The following is a 16,898-nucleotide window of genomic DNA, read 5'->3' on the forward strand; positions in this document are numbered from 1 at the left end:
AATTGCGCTATCAACAAATTGCATTATACATTCTAAAAAAAATAGGTAAATTAATAACATTAATAGTCGCTGTTAGCATTCTATCCTTTACGCTTATTAGCCTCTCCCCGATTGATCCTGTGCAGTCCTATATAGGGGCAGATATGACAAGGGTAGGTCCGGAGCAGCGTGAGAATATCGCGGAATATTGGGGATTAAATGAGTCGAAAGTACAGCAGTTTTTGAATTGGGGAAGTCATTTGTTACAGGGCGATTTAGGTACTTCCTTATTATACCGCAGCCCAGTTGCTACTATTATAGCCGAGAGATTCCTCGCTTCATTAGCATTAATGGGATTGGCCTGGGTGTTCTCGGGCCTTTTTGGCTTTTTACTTGGAAGTATTGCTGGGATGAAGGAGGGAACATGGATTGATCGAATCATCAAAGGCTATTGCTATACCCTTGCATCGACGCCAGCGTTTTGGTTAGGACTATTGCTAGTGATGATTTTCTCTGTAAGCTTAGGCTGGTTCCCAGTTGGACTAGGAACACCAGCAGGCGTATTAGCAGGTGATGTTTCTTTATTTGAGCGTTTGCGACATTTATTCTTACCTGCATTAACTTTAAGTATCGTAAGTGTGGCAAATGTTGCGTTACATACGAGGCAAAAGCTAATTGAGGTCCTTGAAAGCGATTATGTTCTCTATGCTAATGCCAAAGGGGAGCACGGCTTTACATTATTTAGGCGTCATGGTGTCCGGAATATTGCATTGCCTGCAATCTCTCTACACTTTGCTTCATTCGGCGAACTCTTTGGTGGAGCAGTATTAGCCGAGCAGGTTTTTTCATATCCTGGCCTAGGTCAAGCAGTAGTACAAGCTGGATTAGGTGGAGATATTCCGCTGTTATTAGGAATTGTTTTATTCATGACGATTTTCGTATTTCTCGGGAATTTAATCGCGGATACCCTTTATAAAGTGATTGATCCACGCATTAGAAAGGGGGATTTCTAATGAAGGGGATAATGAAAAGGGGAAATCTTAGACAACTCACGATAGCACAAATTGTAGCAGCAATTCTTTTCCTGCTTTTAATCATTATCAGTGGCTTCCTAATCGGGAATGATAAACTAGCAATTCATTTGGATATGAAAAATACAGCACCATCGATAGCGCACCCATTTGGAACGGACTGGTTAGGACGCGATATGCTAGTACGTACATTAAAAGGGCTAACGATTAGCCTAGGAGTAGGGTTACTTGCGGCAATTCTCAGCTCATTAATTGCATTAGCCTTCAGCTTAATCGCATCATGGAATAAAAGAATGGATGCTTTCATTACATGGCTCATTGATTTGTTCTTAAGTGTGCCGCATCTTGTATTGCTAATCTTAATTTCCTTTGCTGTTGGTGGTGGATTTAAAGGTGTTGTAATTGGGCTTTCCCTTACACATTGGCCAAGTCTGACAAGATTACTTCGAGGAGAAATGCTGCAAATAAAATCAGCAGAATATGTTGGTATATCAAGGCAATTAGGGAAAAGTAGATGGTGGATTGCAAGGCATCATTTAATCGCGCACTTATTGCCCCAACTATTTGTTGGCATGGTATTATTATTTCCTCATGCGATTTTACATGAGGCAGCCATTACCTTCCTCGGATTTGGGCTATCAACCGAACAGCCTGCAATTGGGATTGTTTTATCAGAATCGATGCGCTATCTATCAACTGGCATGTGGTGGTTAGCATTTTTTCCAGGGCTCTCATTATTAATAATGGTAGGCATCTTTGATATATTAGGAAAAAATATGCGGAAACTAATTGATCCATTCCACGGACAGAAAGGGTGAGGGAATTTATTTATGGAAATTATTGGAATCAATAAGCTATTATTAGAAGTGAAGGATTTTTCCCTCTCTTTTCGTCATTATAAAAAAGGGTTACGTGAAACTAAATTGCAAGTTGTACGTAATTTAAATATGTGTATTCATGAAGGAGAAATTGTTGCGATTGTCGGTGCAAGTGGTTCTGGAAAAAGTTTGCTTGCAAATGCGATACTCGGAATTCTCCCAGATCACGCCGTTCAGGAGGGAATATTAAATTATAAAGGGATGCCGCTTACAAGTGAAAGACAGGTTCGGCTGCAAGGCAAGGAAATCTCGCTAATTCCTCAATCCGTAAATGCACTTGATCCTTTAATGAAGACGGCAAAGCAAGTACAAGCTGTTATTCGTAAAGGGGATAAGCAAGCAATCCAGGAGAATATTTTCCGTGAAGTAGGGTTACCAATCGAAGCAGGGAAGAAATATCCATTTGAATTGTCTGGAGGAATGGCAAGACGAGTTCTAGCGGCAACGGCAATGGTCAGTGATGCAGACTTAATCATTGCTGATGAACCAACACCTGGACTTGATCCGAAAGCATTGCATGAAACAGTTGCGATTATAAAGCAGCTTGCAACAGCTGGAAAGGGTGTCATGTTTATTACACATGATATTGATACGGCGCTAACAGTTGCAGATAAGGTAGTAGTCTTTAATCAAGGGGAAACAGTTGAAACTGCGGATGTAGCAGATTTCTCAGGGCATGGCGAAATGCTCAAGCATCCATTTACAAAAGCATTATGGAATGCATTGCCGCAAAATGATTTCTGGGGTGATGTTCCTTTAATGGTCGAGGAATATCATACGAGACCACTAAAGGAGCGGCTAGAAGTTGATAAAATTAGCTATCGCTATCAAAAGGGACCCTATCTTTTTAAAAATCTACATTTAGTCGTCACTCCTGGCGAGGTAATTGGCATACATGGCTATAGTGGCTCAGGAAAAACGACAATGGCGCAGATTATTGCTGGGTATAGAGAAGCGGAAACCGGGAATGTATTAGTAGATGGAAGGACAAAGAAACATTCTGGAATTAATCCTGTCCAGCTCATCTGGCAGCATCCAGAGAAAGCGATAAACCCAAGATGGCAAATGAAAAAGGTGCTCGTAGAAAGTGGAATGTTAGATAAAGAGCTTTTAGAAGAACTAGGGATTAAGCATGAATGGCTAACACGTTATCCTAGCGAGCTATCTGGTGGGGAATTGCAACGATTTTGTGTTGCCCGTGCATTACATCCCAACGTGAAATACATTATCGCCGACGAAATCACAACCATGCTTGATGCGATTACACAAGCAAATCTCTGGAAAACGATTGTTAATCATGCAAGAACTAGAAATGTAGGTGTGCTAGTGATTAGCCATGATGGGAAGCTTTTAAATAAAGTGTGCGACAGAATAATTAACTTTGGTGATATTACGAATTTGTAATTAAGGGGAGGGGAAACATGTTTTATCTGATTGCTAGTATAATCGGTTATCTATTCGGCTGTATTCATGGTTCGCAATTAGTGGGGAAATATAAGAAGGTTGATATAAAAAATGCAGGCGTCAAAAATGCGGGAGCATCGAATACAACGATTTTACTTGGCTGGAAGTATGGTATTTTAGTTGCCCTTATCGATATATTTAAGGCGACATTAGCAATCTTGCTCGTATTATTTATTCTGAAAGAAAACGGCATTGCTGATGAAAGCCAAATATTATTTGTTTATATCACAGCATTATTTGTTATTATTGGCCATAATTATCCAGTCACGATGAAGTTTAGTGGGGGAAAAGGCACAGCATCACTTGTCGGGGCATTGCTTGCAATTGATTGGAAAGTCGCAGTAATTGGTATCGGAGTATTACTTCTATTTACATTTGCAACGGATTATTTAGTTATTGGCGTCTTATTCATGTATTTATCCTTCCTTGTTACGACTTATATATTCTTCGGGATGAAACCAGCAATTGTCGTTATGTTACTATCCATCTTAAGTATTATGAAACATATAGAGAATTATAAGCGAATTTTAAATAAGGAAGAGAGAAAGTTATCCAGTATGTTCAAGAAAAAAGTGTCTTAAGTTTGAAGATTGGAGGATAACATCGTGGAAATTCTAATATGGATTATTATCGCTTTGCTATTCATTTTAAGTTTTGTTGGATTAATATATCCAATTATTCCTGGGGTGCTCGTATTATGGGTTGGGTTCTTGCTCTATCAATTTTTCATTAATAGTAATGAGCTCAATCTAATTTTCTGGATTGCGATGGGTGTATTTACTGTCGGGCTATTTGTAGCTGATATTATTGCTAACAGCTACTTTGTAAAGAAATATGGTGGAAGCAAATGGGGAGAACGGGGTGCAGCAATCGCTGTAATCATTGGTTCATTTATTATCCCGCCATTTGGAATTATCATTGTACCCTTCGTTGTTGTCTTTATTATTGAAATGCTGCAGCAGCGATCATTGCCGGAGGCATTCAAAGCGTCCATTGGCTCGTTGTTTGGCTTCTTAGGCGGTACAGTTGCGAAATTGGTGATTCAAGTTATTATGATTATTTGGTTTTTTGTCGTAGTATTGTTTTAAGATAAACTGCGGACTAGTTTAGTGTTTAAGGCTCTCGGACCAGTCGCTCCAGAAATACACTTCGCTTTCCGCGGGGAGCTGGCGAGCCTTCTTGTGCTGACGCACTGCGAAGTCTCGCCTAGGCTCTTCTTCCCGCAGGAGTCTTCGTGTATTTCTTCCGCTGGGGCTATTAAAAATCAGATATTAAAGAGTAACTTACCACTGACAATTGATGTTTATTGAAGTTCTAGAATGTAAACTCATGTGTGAACAACAATTACTATCTAGATCTTAAATTAAAATTATCATTAGTTCGCACTGTACTTCCAAAACTAATGATCTATCATTCATTTCATAATAACCTGTAGGAACATTAATTTTCAATATGCTCTAAGAAAGGAACATTAATTATGAATTATCCATCACGTGTCATGACGATTGCAGGGTCTGCGGCTGGAGGTAGTGCGGGGATTCAGGCGGATTTGAAAACATTTCAAGAATTGGATGTGTATGGTATGAGTGTTGTGACCGCAATTGTTGCTAGACATCCGGAGACGAATAAAAATGTTCATATCCAGACAATAGAAGCAATTGAAGCACAGTTTGCAACAGCAATCAATCAGGTCGGTGTTGATGGGCTGAAAACAGGAATGCTATTTTCTAAGGAAATTATTGAAACGGTTGCAAACTTAATTAAACAAGCTCAGGTCCAAACGATTGTGGTCGATCCGGTTATGATTGGGAAAATGAATTCGAAGCTCTTGAAGGACGATGCAATCGAAGCATTAAAGCGATTGCTTATTCCATTAGCGACGATTATTACACCGAACGTACCGGAAGCATCTGTGCTGCTAGGGAATCGGGACATCGGCAATGTTGAGGAACTGAAGCAGGCCGCAGTCGATTTGTATTCTCTTGGTGCAAAGTATGTACTAGTAAAGGGCGGCAGACTGGAAGGACCAGCAGTTGATGTACTATATGATGGTGAAGATATAATTTCATATGAAGCACCAAGGATTAATACAGTTAATACGAGCGGGGCAGGCTGTACTTATTCCGCAGCAATTGCTGCAAATATAACAAAGGGAGTTCCTGTACGTGAGGCGGTCCAGCTTGCAAAAAGTTTTGTGACCACTGCAATTGAACATGGTTTTTCATATACAGAAATTGTTGGTCCAACCTATCATGCCGCAGAGCGTAAATATGGGGAAGCACATCAAATAATTATAAATGGGGGAGAAAATAATGGAAAAACGCGCTTTAATTAATGTTGATTACACCTATGATTTTGTAGCAGAAGATGGAGCACTTACAGCAGGGAAACCTGGTCAGGAAATTGAGGACAAAGTTGTTGCTTTAACAAAGGAATTTATTGAGGTAGGAGATTACGTTGCATTTGCAATCGATATCCATTACGAAGGGGATGAGCTTCATCCGGAAACAGCATTATTTCCCCCGCATAATATTGCAGGTACACCTGGAAGAGATTTATATGGTAAATTAGCGGACGTTTATGAGGAAAATAAGCACAATTCAAATGTTTATTACTATGATAAAACACGTTATAGTGCTTTTGCCGGTACAGACCTGGAAATTAAACTCCGTGAACGAGGAATTGATGAAGTTCATATTATCGGTGTATGTACAGATATTTGTGTGTTACATACTGCTGTTGATGCGTATAACAAAGGATTTAAAATTGTCATTCATAAAGATGCAGTAGCAAGCTTTAATCAAGCCGGTCATGATTGGGCGTTAGGGCATTTTGCGAATTCCTTAGGTGCTGAGGTTCGATAGGAATTGCCATGGAAAATAAATTAAGGCTTAGAGAAAAGTTTTTCTAAGCCTTTTGCTATTAATTCGATTGATCCACTAATTCCTCAGCGAACTCTAAACCGAAAGTTTTGGGTGATAAATCATTCGCTTTTGGCAGGCTACGCAATCTCGGATGAAGGAACCAAATGATCGATAGAAGTGCTAACCCGAGCCCCGTTATTGCAAATATCAATGTACTGTTTGTAATGCTTGCAAAATATCCTCCGGCTAAAGAGCCAATTGGCATCGCAATCGTCCCCATACTTGCGGATACTGTATTTACTCTTCCAAGAACATGATTTGGGACAACGGTTTGAACAGTAGCAGCAAAAATAACATTTGTTCCACCGATTGGAATCCAAGCGATCCCGAATAATAGGACGCCGAGTAATGTCCACGGAACGATGGAGGAAAATATCCAGCAAAGCGATGAAAACAAGAACGAGAGAATAACAAAATGTCCAATTCGGAATTTTCCCATCTGATTTGCTAGCAGTGCGCCTACAAGTGCCCCCATAGACATTGCTGCCAGGTAGAAACCATATATTTCTGATCCGCCCATATGATCAGCGAAAGCTGGAAGAATCGCCATCGCTCCGCCGATAGCAAAGTTTGCAACAATCGAGCCAATTAAAAACGTTGCCATCAGTGAGCCAAATACAATGGAAAATCCTTCTTTTAGTTCAGTAAAATATGCTTTCATTCCATGCTTTAGTCCTTTTTTTTGATTGGACGATTTTGCTGTTTTGGAAGGGAGTTTTAATAAACTAAAAAGAATCGCTGCAGCAGCAAATGTAACAGAGTCAGCAAGAAATAAGGCTACAGCGCCTACAAATGCCACCAGAATTCCTGATATTGCATTAAATACTAAATCAATCCCTTGGTAGGCAAAGGAAAAATAGGAATTTCCTTTTAATAAATCTTCTTTTGGAAGAATAAGCGGCAATGCTTTTGTTTGGGATGGATAGGCAAACTGTTCGATAAAAGCTACAATCGGCATAACAATCAGCACGATTTGAACGGTTAACAGATCAAAGTAATATGTAATTGGAATGATCAATATTAGAATCGCCTGCAAAACCTGTGTAATAATAAGTGTTCGTTTCACGGGCCAGCGATCGACGAATGGACCGGTAATAAATTGCAGAGAAACAGGCAGTAATGTTAAAAAGCCGGCTAAACCGGAATAAAAGGCATTTCCGCCTAGACTGTATACGAGCCACATTGCAGCAACGTAATAAATACTGTCCCCGATATTTGTAACAATTCTCCCAATAAGCAAGAATAAAAAGTTCTTATTTTTTAGTATCCCCATTCGTTTTCCCCCTTTTCTAAAATTGCTCAGGAATATTTTTTCTCCCGTTTTTTAAATGCAAATTCTTCTACTTGGAAACCTAGGTTAAAGAAATAATAGATATTTTTTTCTTCATCTGATTCCTCACCCATTTTCTCGAGTTCTTCCATTAATGCAAAGTATTTTTTAGTCCATTTTTTAAATTGTGTTTCACTAGCTTCAATCTCCATTGCTGCGGCCATATAACCCCAATCTTCCGGATTTTCACTATTGCCTTTCCTTTCAAAAGCTTGTTTTGGAGCAGTTTGAACGCGACGTTTCGCACGATCAATCATACTGTAAAAAATCTGTCTCTTTGTTTTATCTATCTCATGGATTGGCAATAACTCATCAGAAATTGTGAATCCACTCGCAACTGAGCGATAAAACTTCTGCATGATCCCATTCTTCTCTTCTTTTTTTACTATTTCGATGATATTGTTCTTTTCCAGTTCTTTTAAATGGTAATGGATTTTCCCTCTAGGAATATTCAATGTCTCTGACAGCTGCTGTCCTGTATATGGACCTTCACAGAGATACATCATCATATCCGTTCGTAGTGGATCTCCTAAAGCTTTTAATTGATTATATGTTTCAATCGTCATAATTGGTTTCATATTCTCATCCTCTCTTTGTTAAATAAATTTAAACGGTCAAATTTATTTAACAATATAATATCACTTATAAATTGAAAAGTAAATATGAAATTGTATGAAAACTAATTACCTAAAATATGATGATAGTACGGAATATTAATAATTATTTGAAATTTATGTGCTAAAATAAAATTAGCTAACAAACGATGGGGGTTTGATCTATGGGAAATGTAGTGCAGTTAGAACACGTATCAAAAAAATTTGGAAAGACAACTGCTGTAAAAGATGTCTCGTTTATCATTGAAAAAGGATCAACTGTAGCAATCTTAGGGCCAAATGGTGCGGGGAAAACTACAACTATTTCCATGATGCTAGGGTTACTGGAACCGAGCGATGGGATGGTGAAGGTATTTGATACAAATCCGAAAGAAATAACGGTACGCAATAGAATTGGCGCAATGCTGCAAGAAACTAGCGTCATCGATATGCTAAAGGTTCGCGAGATCATGGAGATGTTCAGGAGTTATTATACCTCTCCTCTTTCAATGGAAGAACTTACATCATTAACAGGATTTAATGCAGATGAATTAAAAAGAAGGGCAAGTAAGTTATCAGGCGGGCAAAGAAGAAGATTAGGATTTGCTCTGGCGCTCGCTGGAGACCCAGATTTGATCTTTTTTGATGAACCAACTGTTGGACTTGATATAACGGCTAGAAGGAATTTTTGGGAGAAAGTTGCCACGTTGAAATTACAAGGGAAAACAGTTATTTTTACAACGCATTATCTTCAGGAAGCAGATGATTTTTCTGAACGAATTATTCTTTTTAATAATGGGGAAATCGTTGCAGATGGGAACCCCGATGAAATCAAACACAACATCGCTACTCGGAGTGTGTCCTTCCAAACAAATGACAAAGAAGTTTTTGCATTGCTGCAATCCTTTGATCAAGTAATCAGATGCTATGAAAAGGATGGACGGATTTTCGTCGTAACGAATGATACAGATGCAGTCTTGACTGAAATTTTCCGCAACAAAGTAGATGCAAAAAATATATCAATTGAAAATGGCCGCTTAGAGGAAGTGTTTGAAAATTTAACAGCTGAAAGAAAGGAGACAATATAATATGAATGCAATTATGACGCAATGCAAGTTTGAAATGATCCGGATTTTTCGCAATCCTTATTTTGTTTTTTGGACATTATTTATGCCGATTTTATTCTATTTTATATTCACGAATATCGTCAACACAGGTGTACCAGATCAAGGTGAGTGGCAGGCGTATTATTTAATGTCGATGACAACGTTTAGTGTAATGGGTTCTGCTATTATGAACTTCGGCATTCGTATGGTACAGGAGCAAACGGAAGGCTGGTCTACATTCATGAAGCTTACTCCATTCCCTTCCTGGGCATACTTTACAGCAAAAATGTTCGGTCAGCTCACCATGCATCTACTTTCGATTATCATTGTCTTTATCGCAGGGTTTCTCATCAACGGGGTTTCACTTACAATCGACCAATGGTTATTCTCTGGATTATGGATACTCATAGCTTCTATCCCTTTCTTAGCCATAGGTTCATTGATAGGAACAATGAAAAAAGTTGAGACTGCTGGCGGTGTAAGTAACATTATCTATTTAGCATTGGCTAGTTTAGGTGGAATGTGGATGCCAATCCGGATATTCCCTGATTTTCTCCAAAAAGTTGCTGAATGGCTACCATCATATCATTTTGCAAGTGGTGCGTGGGAAATTATCCTTGGAAATGTCCCTGATTGGAGAAGTTTTCTAATATTAATTGGTTATTTAATTGTGTTTATGCTGCTTGCAACCTATATAAGGGGAAAGCAGGAAAATTGAATGAAATATTGAGTTAGGGGACACGCTAAACGAATGTTCCTGTAGTAAAGGCTTATCATCAGTAAGCCTTAAAATTTATACTTGACAGTCGTAGTAATACGATATACAATTATGCTTAGATATGGTGGGGTAAAGAAATTTCCCACCTTAAAAAATATTATTATATACGACAGTCGTAGTAGTATGATTAGCAAAAAGAGATGGTGAATGGCATGGATGGACAATTATCAAGTGATATTTTGAGAGGACACACCGATACAATTGTTTTAGCTAGTTTATTGGATCGTGACCGCTATGGATTTGAAATTTATAATCGTGTCTTGCAGAAGACGGAAAATTTATATGAGCTAAAGGAAACGACACTTTATTCCAGCTACAAACGTTTGGAAAAAGAGGCTTTTATTGAATCATATTGGGGAAATGAGACGCAAGGTGGCCGCAGAAAGTATTATCGTATCACGGAAAAAGGGCGGGAATTGTATCAGCAGAAACTTAAAGATTATGAATTTACAAGAAAAATTTTGGAACGGCTATTTATGGAGGAATAATGATGGATTTAAAAGAATTTATTAATAACGCATTTGGAAAATATGAGGAATCACCGGAACTTATTGATTTTAAGGAAGAATTATTAACAAATCTCGAGGATCGCCTGCAGAGTTTAGAGGCATCTGGTTTGAATCGCGACAAAGCTTTAAAGGAAATTAAGACAGAGTTTGCAGACATTAATAAAATTGCTGAAGAAATGAGTTTAGCAAAAAAGAAGGAAGTGTTTGAAATCCAATATATGTCATTACGTAGCTTTGTTACAAAGAAACAAGCCGCTATTTATACCGTTTTAGGTGTCCTTGTCGCATTTGGAATGATTACTGCTGGTTTAAGCTATCTTGGATCTGGAAAGGTTGAAGCTTTAATCGGTGTATTGATGGTGTTCTTGGCCGCTCCATTAGCAGGGTTTGTCTATATGGGCTTAACACAGGAAACAGCAACACGGAATCCGATGCGACCATTACGTGCTACTATTTACGCCATTGCTACATTTGTTTTGATATTCGGTGCGCTGCTTGTGCCGATGTTAGTTTTCGGAGAAGCTAAATCATTAGAAGGTGCACTTGCAGTTTTAATCCCATTTGCTTTACCAAGTATAGGTGTGCTTGGATTCTTGATGATTACGGAAGCAGACTATCGTAAAGCTTGGGTTTTAAAAGAGGCTGAAAAGCATAATGAATGGGCAAAGAACTTTGAAGCTTCAGGGAATGCTCAAACATTTGGGATAATGACAGCTGCAATTTGGATTTTAGCAATTGGTGCATTTATTTTCCTACTTATTTTGAAACTGTGGATCTACAGCTGGATTCCACTAGTCGTCGCACTTGCTGTGATGATGTTCCTGCTCGCATACTATATGAGAAAAAGTTCATAAGAATAGGGCCTTGTCAATAAGCGGCAAGGCTTATTGCAAGTCAAACCTTGACTTTATAAAAACATCCATATATATTAAGAATGATATAGGAAACATTGATGGGGATTAGTATAATTTACTTGTCTTTCTAAGAGAGGAAATGGTTGCTGGGAATTTCCAAAGACATAAATTAGAACCTGCTCCTGAGTTCGCCATCGGAAGGGCAAGAATGCTATAAGATGTGCGCGGTTTATGACCGTTATCAAGTGAAGTGTGCAGGGGTATTCTCCTTTGCAAACAAGGGTGGTACCACCAGACCTCGGTCCCTTTTTTGGATACGGGGATTTTTTGCGTTTAAAAATAATTTATTATAAAGAGGTGTTTAGCTTGGGTAAGAAGAACAAGCAGTTTGTTGAAAAAATCACGGCAATGGAAGATGATTTCGCACAATGGTATACCGATGTTGTGAAGCAAGCGGAATTAGTGGATTATGGACAAGTACGCGGAACAATGATTATAAAGCCATATGGTTTTGCAATCTGGGAAAATATTCGTGATGAACTAGACCGTAAGATCAAGGAAACAGGACATTCTAATGTTGCTTTTCCATTATTTATTCCTGAAAGCTTACTGCAAAAGGAGAAAGACCATGTCGTTGGTTTTGCACCAGAGGTTGCTTGGGTAACTCATGGTGGTGAGGAAGAATTGGCAGAGCGAATTGCAGTTCGTCCAACATCAGAAGTGCTTTTCTGTGATTATTATTCAAAAAATATTCATTCTTACCGTGACCTGCCAATGCTTTATAACCAGTGGGCAAACGTTGTAAGATGGGAAAAAACAACACGTCCATTCTTACGTTCATCTGAGTTCCACTGGCAGGAAGGTCATACGGCACATGCGACAGATGCCGATGCAGCAGCTGAAACGGATAAAATGTTAGGTGTATATGTTGATCTTGTCGAAAACTACCTTGCAATTCCAGTAATAAAAGGCCGCAAAACCGATAAAGAAAAATTTGCTGGTGCAAAATATACATTAACAATCGAAAGCTTGATGCATGATGGAAAAGCATTGCAATCTGGAACATCCCATCATTTTGGTACAGGATTTGCGGAAGCATTCGATATTACGTATTTAGATGAAAATGGCGAAAGCCAATTTGTCAATCAAACATCTTGGGGACTTTCTACAAGAATTATGGGTGCATTAATTATGGTACATGGCGATAATCGCGGATTAGTGATTCCACCAAGAATTGCACCAACACAAGCAATGATCGTACCGATTGCACAGCATAAAGAAGGTGTATTGGATAAAGCATATGAGCTTCGCGATCAATTGAAGAATCTTGTTCGGGTTGATATCGATGCGAGTGATAAGATGCCAGGCTGGAAATTCAATGAATATGAAATGAAAGGTATTCCAGTTCGAATTGAAATGGGACCAAAAGACATTGAGAATGAGCAGGTTGTCCTTGTTCGCCGTGACACAGGTGAGAAGGAATTTGTTGCACTTAATGAGTTAGAAAGTCGTCTTCCAGCATTATTGGAGGAAATTCAAACGAATTTATTCAACAAAGCACTTGCACATCGCAATGAAAAGACATCAATTGCAACGAATATGGGTGAATTCAAACAAACCCTTGAAGAAAATGGCGGCTTCATCAAGGCGATGTGGTGTGGCGACTTAGCTTGTGAAGAACAAATTAAGGAAGAAACAACAGCAACCTCACGTTGTATTCCGTTTGAACAAGAGGAAGTTTCAAATACATGTGTATGTTGTGGTAAGGAAGCTAAAGAATTAGTAATCTGGGCTAAAGCATATTAATAGAAAAAACGAGCATTCTTGGGAATGCTCGTTTTTGTATGGAGTTGCTATTATTGTCGATTATCGCATTTTCCAACATGTTGCCTTGATTAAACAGCGCAATTTTTCCCGAATTATCTGGCTGTAAGACCCCACTTAATGAAGTTTCACTTTATTAATACAAAAATTATTTTCATAAAACCTATTGCATAAATATACACTTATATGATATAAATATACATACAAACTAATAAATATGTAAAACGGTGGAGGAAACATCATGAAGAACAAATTACAAAGCGAGCTAGAGGTCATCCAGCAGCAGCTTTGGAAAATGAGTGATCATTTATATGAGCATCCCGAATTAGGGGATCAGGAATATGAATCTATGAAACTTCTAACTAACTTTCTAAAAGAACATAACTTTAATATAGAAACTGGAATTGTAAATAGATCGACAGCATTTAGAGCAGAATATAAAAGCAACAAGCCTGGCCCAGCGATTGCATATTTAGCGGAATATGATGCACTACCTGGTGTTGGACATGGCTGTGGACATAACTTAATTGGTACGATGAGCGTTGGTGCAGGGATTGCTTTAAGCAAAGTGATTGATGAGATTGGTGGATCTGTCATTGTTTTCGGTACACCTGCCGAAGAAACAAATGGCGCAAAAGTACCGATGAGTGCAGAAGGAATCTTCAACGATATTGATGTTGCAATGATTGTGCATCCAGGAGATCAATCGTATCAAAGTGGAGAATCACTAGCGATGGATGCTATCCAATATGCATACAGTGGAAAAACCGCACATGCCGCGGCAGCACCAGAAGAAGGAATCAATGCTTTAGATAGTGTGATTCAATTATTTAATGGGATTAATGCAATCCGCCAGCATGTAACATCAGATGTACGAATCCATGGAATTATTGCTGAAGGCGGCCAAGCTGCGAATGTTGTCCCTGACAAAGCGGTAGCACAATTTTATATTCGCGCAAAGAATCGTGCATATTTGAATGAGGTTGTTAAAAAGGTAAATAATATTGCAGAAGGGGCTGCACTAATGACAGGTGCAACTTTGGATATTTCAAATTATGAGCTGAGCTATGACAATATGATTACGAATGAAGCATTATCAAAAGCTTTTACAGCGAATTTAGGTGAAGTAAGTACTGAACCAATCCATCCAGCGAAACAAAGTCTAGGTTCAATTGATATGGGGAATGTAAGTCAGGTTGTGCCAGCAATTCATCCATATATTAGTCTAAATCAACCTGGATTGATTGCCCATACTACTGAATTTGCAGACAAGACGATTACAGCTGATGGACATGAAGCACTAGTTAGCGGTGCATTAGCATTAGCACAAACGGGATACGATGTAATAACAGATCCTAAACTACTAAAAACCATTCAGGAAGAATTTTCAAATTCGAAAAAATAGGAGAGAGAACAATGAAATCATCTTTTAGTAAATTATTAGTGTTAGCATTTATGGTTGCAGTACTTGCAGCATGTGGATCAACGAATAATGGAGGAACTAATTCAAATGCAAGTGAAGGAGATAAGAAAGTATTAAAAATGGCGACATCAGCCGATTTCCCGCCATTTGAATCGCGTGATACAAAAGGAAACTTCGAAGGCTTTGACATTGACCTAGCGAATTTAATTGCGGAAGAACTCGGCTATGAACTTAAAATTGAAGACATGAAATTTGATGGATTAGTTGGTGCACTGCAATCCAATCGTGTTGACATGGTGTTGGCTGGAATGAGTGCAGATGAAAAACGTAAGAAAAATGTTGACTTCTCTACGGAATATCATCGTTCGGGAGAAATGTTCATCACAAAACCAGATTCAACGATTGAAGGTCTTGAATCATTAAAAGGAAAAGTCGTAGGGGTACAGCTTGGAACAATCCAAGAAGAAGGTGCAGACGAGCTTAGTAAGGAATACGGTTTTGAAGTGAAAAAAGTAGATAATGCGGGAATTCTAATTCAAGAAATTAACTCGAATCGAATTGATGTTGCTTATATGGATAAAGAAGTTGCTTCAGGCTATATGGAAGCGCAAGGATTAATCGGCTTTGATGATCCAACTACTAGTTCACCAGGGATGGCGATTGCCTTTCCTAAGGGAAGTGAGCTTGTAGCAGATGTGAATGGTGTTCTTGAAGAACTAGAAGCAAGTGGAAAGATTCAAGAGTTAAGGGATAAATGGGAATTAGCAGAATAAAAATTGAAAGCTAGAGAAATGAGGTGCTAAGGCATGAATTTGGATTTTAGCCAAATTGTGCCTTATATTCCTTTTATGATAGAAGGAATATGGGTTACGCTAGGATTTGTATTTGTATCGATATTAGTCGGGTTGATATTAGGAATTATTTTAGCATTATTTAAAATAACGAAGAGTAAATTTTTAAAAGGAATTGCCAATGTGTATACCTCGATTTTTCGAGGAACACCGTTAATATTACAATTAATGATTATTTATTTTGCGATTCCACAATTAACAGGATATGACATTGAGCCATTTGTATCAGCAATCCTGGCATTTGGACTTAACTCCGCTGCATATGTCTCCGAGATTATTCGGGCAGGTATTATGGCAGTAGACAGGGGGCAGATCGAGGCTGCTGAAGCATTAGGTGTATCATACAGGCCAATGATGCAAAATATCATCTTGCCACAGGCAGTGAAGAATATTTTGCCAGCATTAATGAATGAATTCATTACCCTAACAAAGGAATCTGCAATTGTATCGACGATTGGTTATCTGGACTTGATGCGTCGGGCGCAAATTGTTGGAGCAGACATTTATCGTAATTTCGAGCCGCTACTATTTGTTGGGGCGATTTACTGGGTAATGGTATTCATTCTAACAAAACTTGGGCAGGCTGCAGAGCGGAGGTTAAGACAAAGTGATTAAAGCAATGAATATTACTAAAGACTTTGGAGCAAACACGGTATTAAAAGATATTTCAACAATAATTAAGCAAGGCCAAGTTGTTGCAATCATCGGTCCATCTGGATCTGGCAAATCAACATTTCTAAGATGTCTCAATCTTTTAGAAGAGCCGACATCGGGAAATATCTTTATAAATGATAAGAAAATTACAGATAAAAAAGTAGATAAACTAGCTATCCGGAGAAATATCGGCATGGTATTTCAGCATTTTCATCTATTTCCGCATATGACTGTGTTGGAAAATGTCGCATATGCACCCCAAAAGGTAAAAAAATTATCAAAGGCAGAAGCAGAATCGACTGCCAAAAAATTATTGGATAAAGTAGGGTTAACAGACAAGGTGGCTGCCTATCCAAATCGCTTATCTGGTGGGCAGAAACAGCGCGTAGCTATCGCTAGGGCATTAGCAATGGAGCCGGAAATTATGTTATTCGATGAACCGACATCCGCGCTAGACCCAGAGATGGTAAAAGAAGTGCTTGATGTAATGAAGGACTTAGTCGATACAGGAATGACAATGGTAATCGTTACACATGAAATGAACTTTGCTAAAGAAGTGGCAGATAGGGTGCTGTTTTTAGCAGATGGGATGCTAGTAGAAGAAGGGAATCCACAGGAATTTTTTGAACATCCGAAAACTGAGCGTGCACAGGACTTCCTAGCTAAAGTATTATAATGAACAAAAGCCATTCATCAATTT

18 protein-coding genes and 1 other annotated feature are annotated in these 16,898 nt (G+C 38.6%); of the genes, 16 read left to right on the forward strand and 2 right to left on the reverse strand.

The window, feature by feature from the left end:
- Positions 1 to 2: 2 nt before the first annotated feature.
- The 7 genes from CWR48_RS14485 to CWR48_RS14515 all read left to right on the forward strand — a co-directional run bounded on the left by CWR48_RS14485 (position 3) and on the right by CWR48_RS14515 (position 6,216).
- Entirely contained in the window at positions 3 to 992 is a 990-nt protein-coding gene (locus CWR48_RS14485) for an ABC transporter permease (RefSeq protein WP_115774017.1), read from the forward strand.
- Complete coding sequence (locus CWR48_RS14490) at positions 992 to 1,828, forward strand: ABC transporter permease (RefSeq protein ID WP_115774018.1); 837 nt, start codon at positions 992 to 994, stop codon at positions 1,826 to 1,828. Before CWR48_RS14485 ends, CWR48_RS14490 begins: the two co-directional genes overlap by 1 nt.
- Positions 1,829 to 1,840: 12 nt before the next feature.
- Positions 1,841 to 3,292, forward strand: coding sequence for an ABC transporter ATP-binding protein (locus CWR48_RS21090; protein WP_115774020.1), 1,452 nt, complete (start codon positions 1,841 to 1,843; stop codon positions 3,290 to 3,292).
- A 17-nt stretch (positions 3,293 to 3,309) separates the two neighbouring features.
- Positions 3,310 to 3,933 carry a glycerol-3-phosphate acyltransferase gene (locus CWR48_RS14500; RefSeq protein ID WP_115774022.1) on the forward strand — a complete coding sequence of 208 codons (624 nt, stop codon included), beginning with the start codon at positions 3,310 to 3,312 and terminating at the stop codon, positions 3,931 to 3,933.
- A gap of 21 nt (positions 3,934 to 3,954) precedes the next feature.
- Positions 3,955 to 4,440 carry a DUF456 domain-containing protein gene (locus tag CWR48_RS14505; RefSeq protein WP_115774111.1) on the forward strand — a complete coding sequence of 162 codons (486 nt, stop codon included), beginning with the start codon at positions 3,955 to 3,957 and terminating at the stop codon, positions 4,438 to 4,440.
- Between the two features lie 389 nt (positions 4,441 to 4,829).
- A complete protein-coding gene (gene thiD / locus CWR48_RS14510; RefSeq protein WP_115774023.1) occupies positions 4,830 to 5,687 on the forward strand; it encodes a bifunctional hydroxymethylpyrimidine kinase/phosphomethylpyrimidine kinase in 858 nt (285 codons plus the stop codon).
- Positions 5,665 to 6,216, forward strand: coding sequence for a cysteine hydrolase family protein (locus CWR48_RS14515; protein ID WP_115774025.1), 552 nt, complete (start codon positions 5,665 to 5,667; stop codon positions 6,214 to 6,216). Before thiD ends, CWR48_RS14515 begins: the two co-directional genes overlap by 23 nt.
- A 58-nt stretch (positions 6,217 to 6,274) precedes the next feature.
- On the opposite strand, the gene CWR48_RS14520 is transcribed toward CWR48_RS14515, so the two are convergent.
- Both CWR48_RS14520 and CWR48_RS14525 read right to left on the reverse strand, forming a co-directional pair.
- Positions 6,275 to 7,549, reverse strand: a complete 1,275-nt coding sequence (locus tag CWR48_RS14520) for an MFS transporter (protein ID WP_115774027.1) — start codon at positions 7,547 to 7,549, stop codon at positions 6,275 to 6,277.
- Positions 7,550 to 7,575: 26 nt separating this feature from the next.
- Positions 7,576 to 8,184, reverse strand: coding sequence for an ArsR/SmtB family transcription factor (locus CWR48_RS14525; RefSeq protein ID WP_115774029.1), 609 nt, complete (start codon positions 8,182 to 8,184; stop codon positions 7,576 to 7,578).
- A gap of 200 nt (positions 8,185 to 8,384) precedes the next feature.
- On the opposite strand from CWR48_RS14525, the gene CWR48_RS14530 reads away from it, so the two are divergent.
- The 9 genes from CWR48_RS14530 (at position 8,385) to CWR48_RS14570 (ending at position 16,874) form a co-directional block, all read left to right on the forward strand.
- Positions 8,385 to 9,287 (forward strand): ABC transporter ATP-binding protein, encoded by a 903-nt coding sequence (locus tag CWR48_RS14530; RefSeq protein ID WP_115774031.1) that lies wholly within the window; start codon positions 8,385 to 8,387, stop codon positions 9,285 to 9,287.
- Between the two features lies 1 nt (position 9,288).
- A complete protein-coding gene (locus CWR48_RS14535; protein WP_115774033.1) occupies positions 9,289 to 10,023 on the forward strand; it encodes an ABC transporter permease in 735 nt (244 codons plus the stop codon).
- A gap of 212 nt (positions 10,024 to 10,235) precedes the next feature.
- On the forward strand, positions 10,236 to 10,571 hold the full coding sequence (locus tag CWR48_RS14540; protein WP_115774035.1) for a PadR family transcriptional regulator: 336 nt from the start codon (positions 10,236 to 10,238) through the stop codon (positions 10,569 to 10,571).
- Positions 10,571 to 11,446: a permease prefix domain 1-containing protein gene (locus CWR48_RS14545; RefSeq protein WP_147294893.1), complete on the forward strand. Its 876-nt coding sequence runs from the start codon at positions 10,571 to 10,573 to the stop codon at positions 11,444 to 11,446. The genes CWR48_RS14540 and CWR48_RS14545 overlap by 1 nt, the downstream gene beginning before the upstream one ends.
- An 86-nt stretch (positions 11,447 to 11,532) precedes the next feature.
- Positions 11,533 to 11,756 (forward strand) — a binding site (T-box leader).
- A gap of 56 nt (positions 11,757 to 11,812) precedes the next feature.
- Positions 11,813 to 13,252 (forward strand): proline--tRNA ligase, encoded by a 1,440-nt coding sequence (gene proS, locus CWR48_RS14550; protein WP_115774112.1) that lies wholly within the window; start codon positions 11,813 to 11,815, stop codon positions 13,250 to 13,252.
- 259 nt (positions 13,253 to 13,511) lie between these two features.
- Positions 13,512 to 14,675 carry a M20 family metallopeptidase gene (locus tag CWR48_RS14555; protein WP_115774039.1) on the forward strand — a complete coding sequence of 388 codons (1,164 nt, stop codon included), beginning with the start codon at positions 13,512 to 13,514 and terminating at the stop codon, positions 14,673 to 14,675.
- An 11-nt stretch (positions 14,676 to 14,686) separates the two neighbouring features.
- Complete coding sequence (locus CWR48_RS14560) at positions 14,687 to 15,466, forward strand: ABC transporter substrate-binding protein (RefSeq protein WP_115774041.1); 780 nt, start codon at positions 14,687 to 14,689, stop codon at positions 15,464 to 15,466.
- 33 nt (positions 15,467 to 15,499) lie between these two features.
- Positions 15,500 to 16,159, forward strand: a complete 660-nt coding sequence (locus CWR48_RS14565) for an amino acid ABC transporter permease (protein WP_115774043.1) — start codon at positions 15,500 to 15,502, stop codon at positions 16,157 to 16,159.
- Complete coding sequence (locus CWR48_RS14570; protein WP_115774045.1) at positions 16,152 to 16,874, forward strand: amino acid ABC transporter ATP-binding protein; 723 nt, start codon at positions 16,152 to 16,154, stop codon at positions 16,872 to 16,874. Before CWR48_RS14565 ends, CWR48_RS14570 begins: the two co-directional genes overlap by 8 nt.
- The last annotated feature ends 24 nt before the right edge of the window (positions 16,875 to 16,898 follow it).

This window comes from Oceanobacillus arenosus (assembly GCF_003369575.1).
GTDB classification, from domain to species: Bacteria; Bacillota; Bacilli; order Bacillales; family Amphibacillaceae; genus Oceanobacillus; species Oceanobacillus arenosus.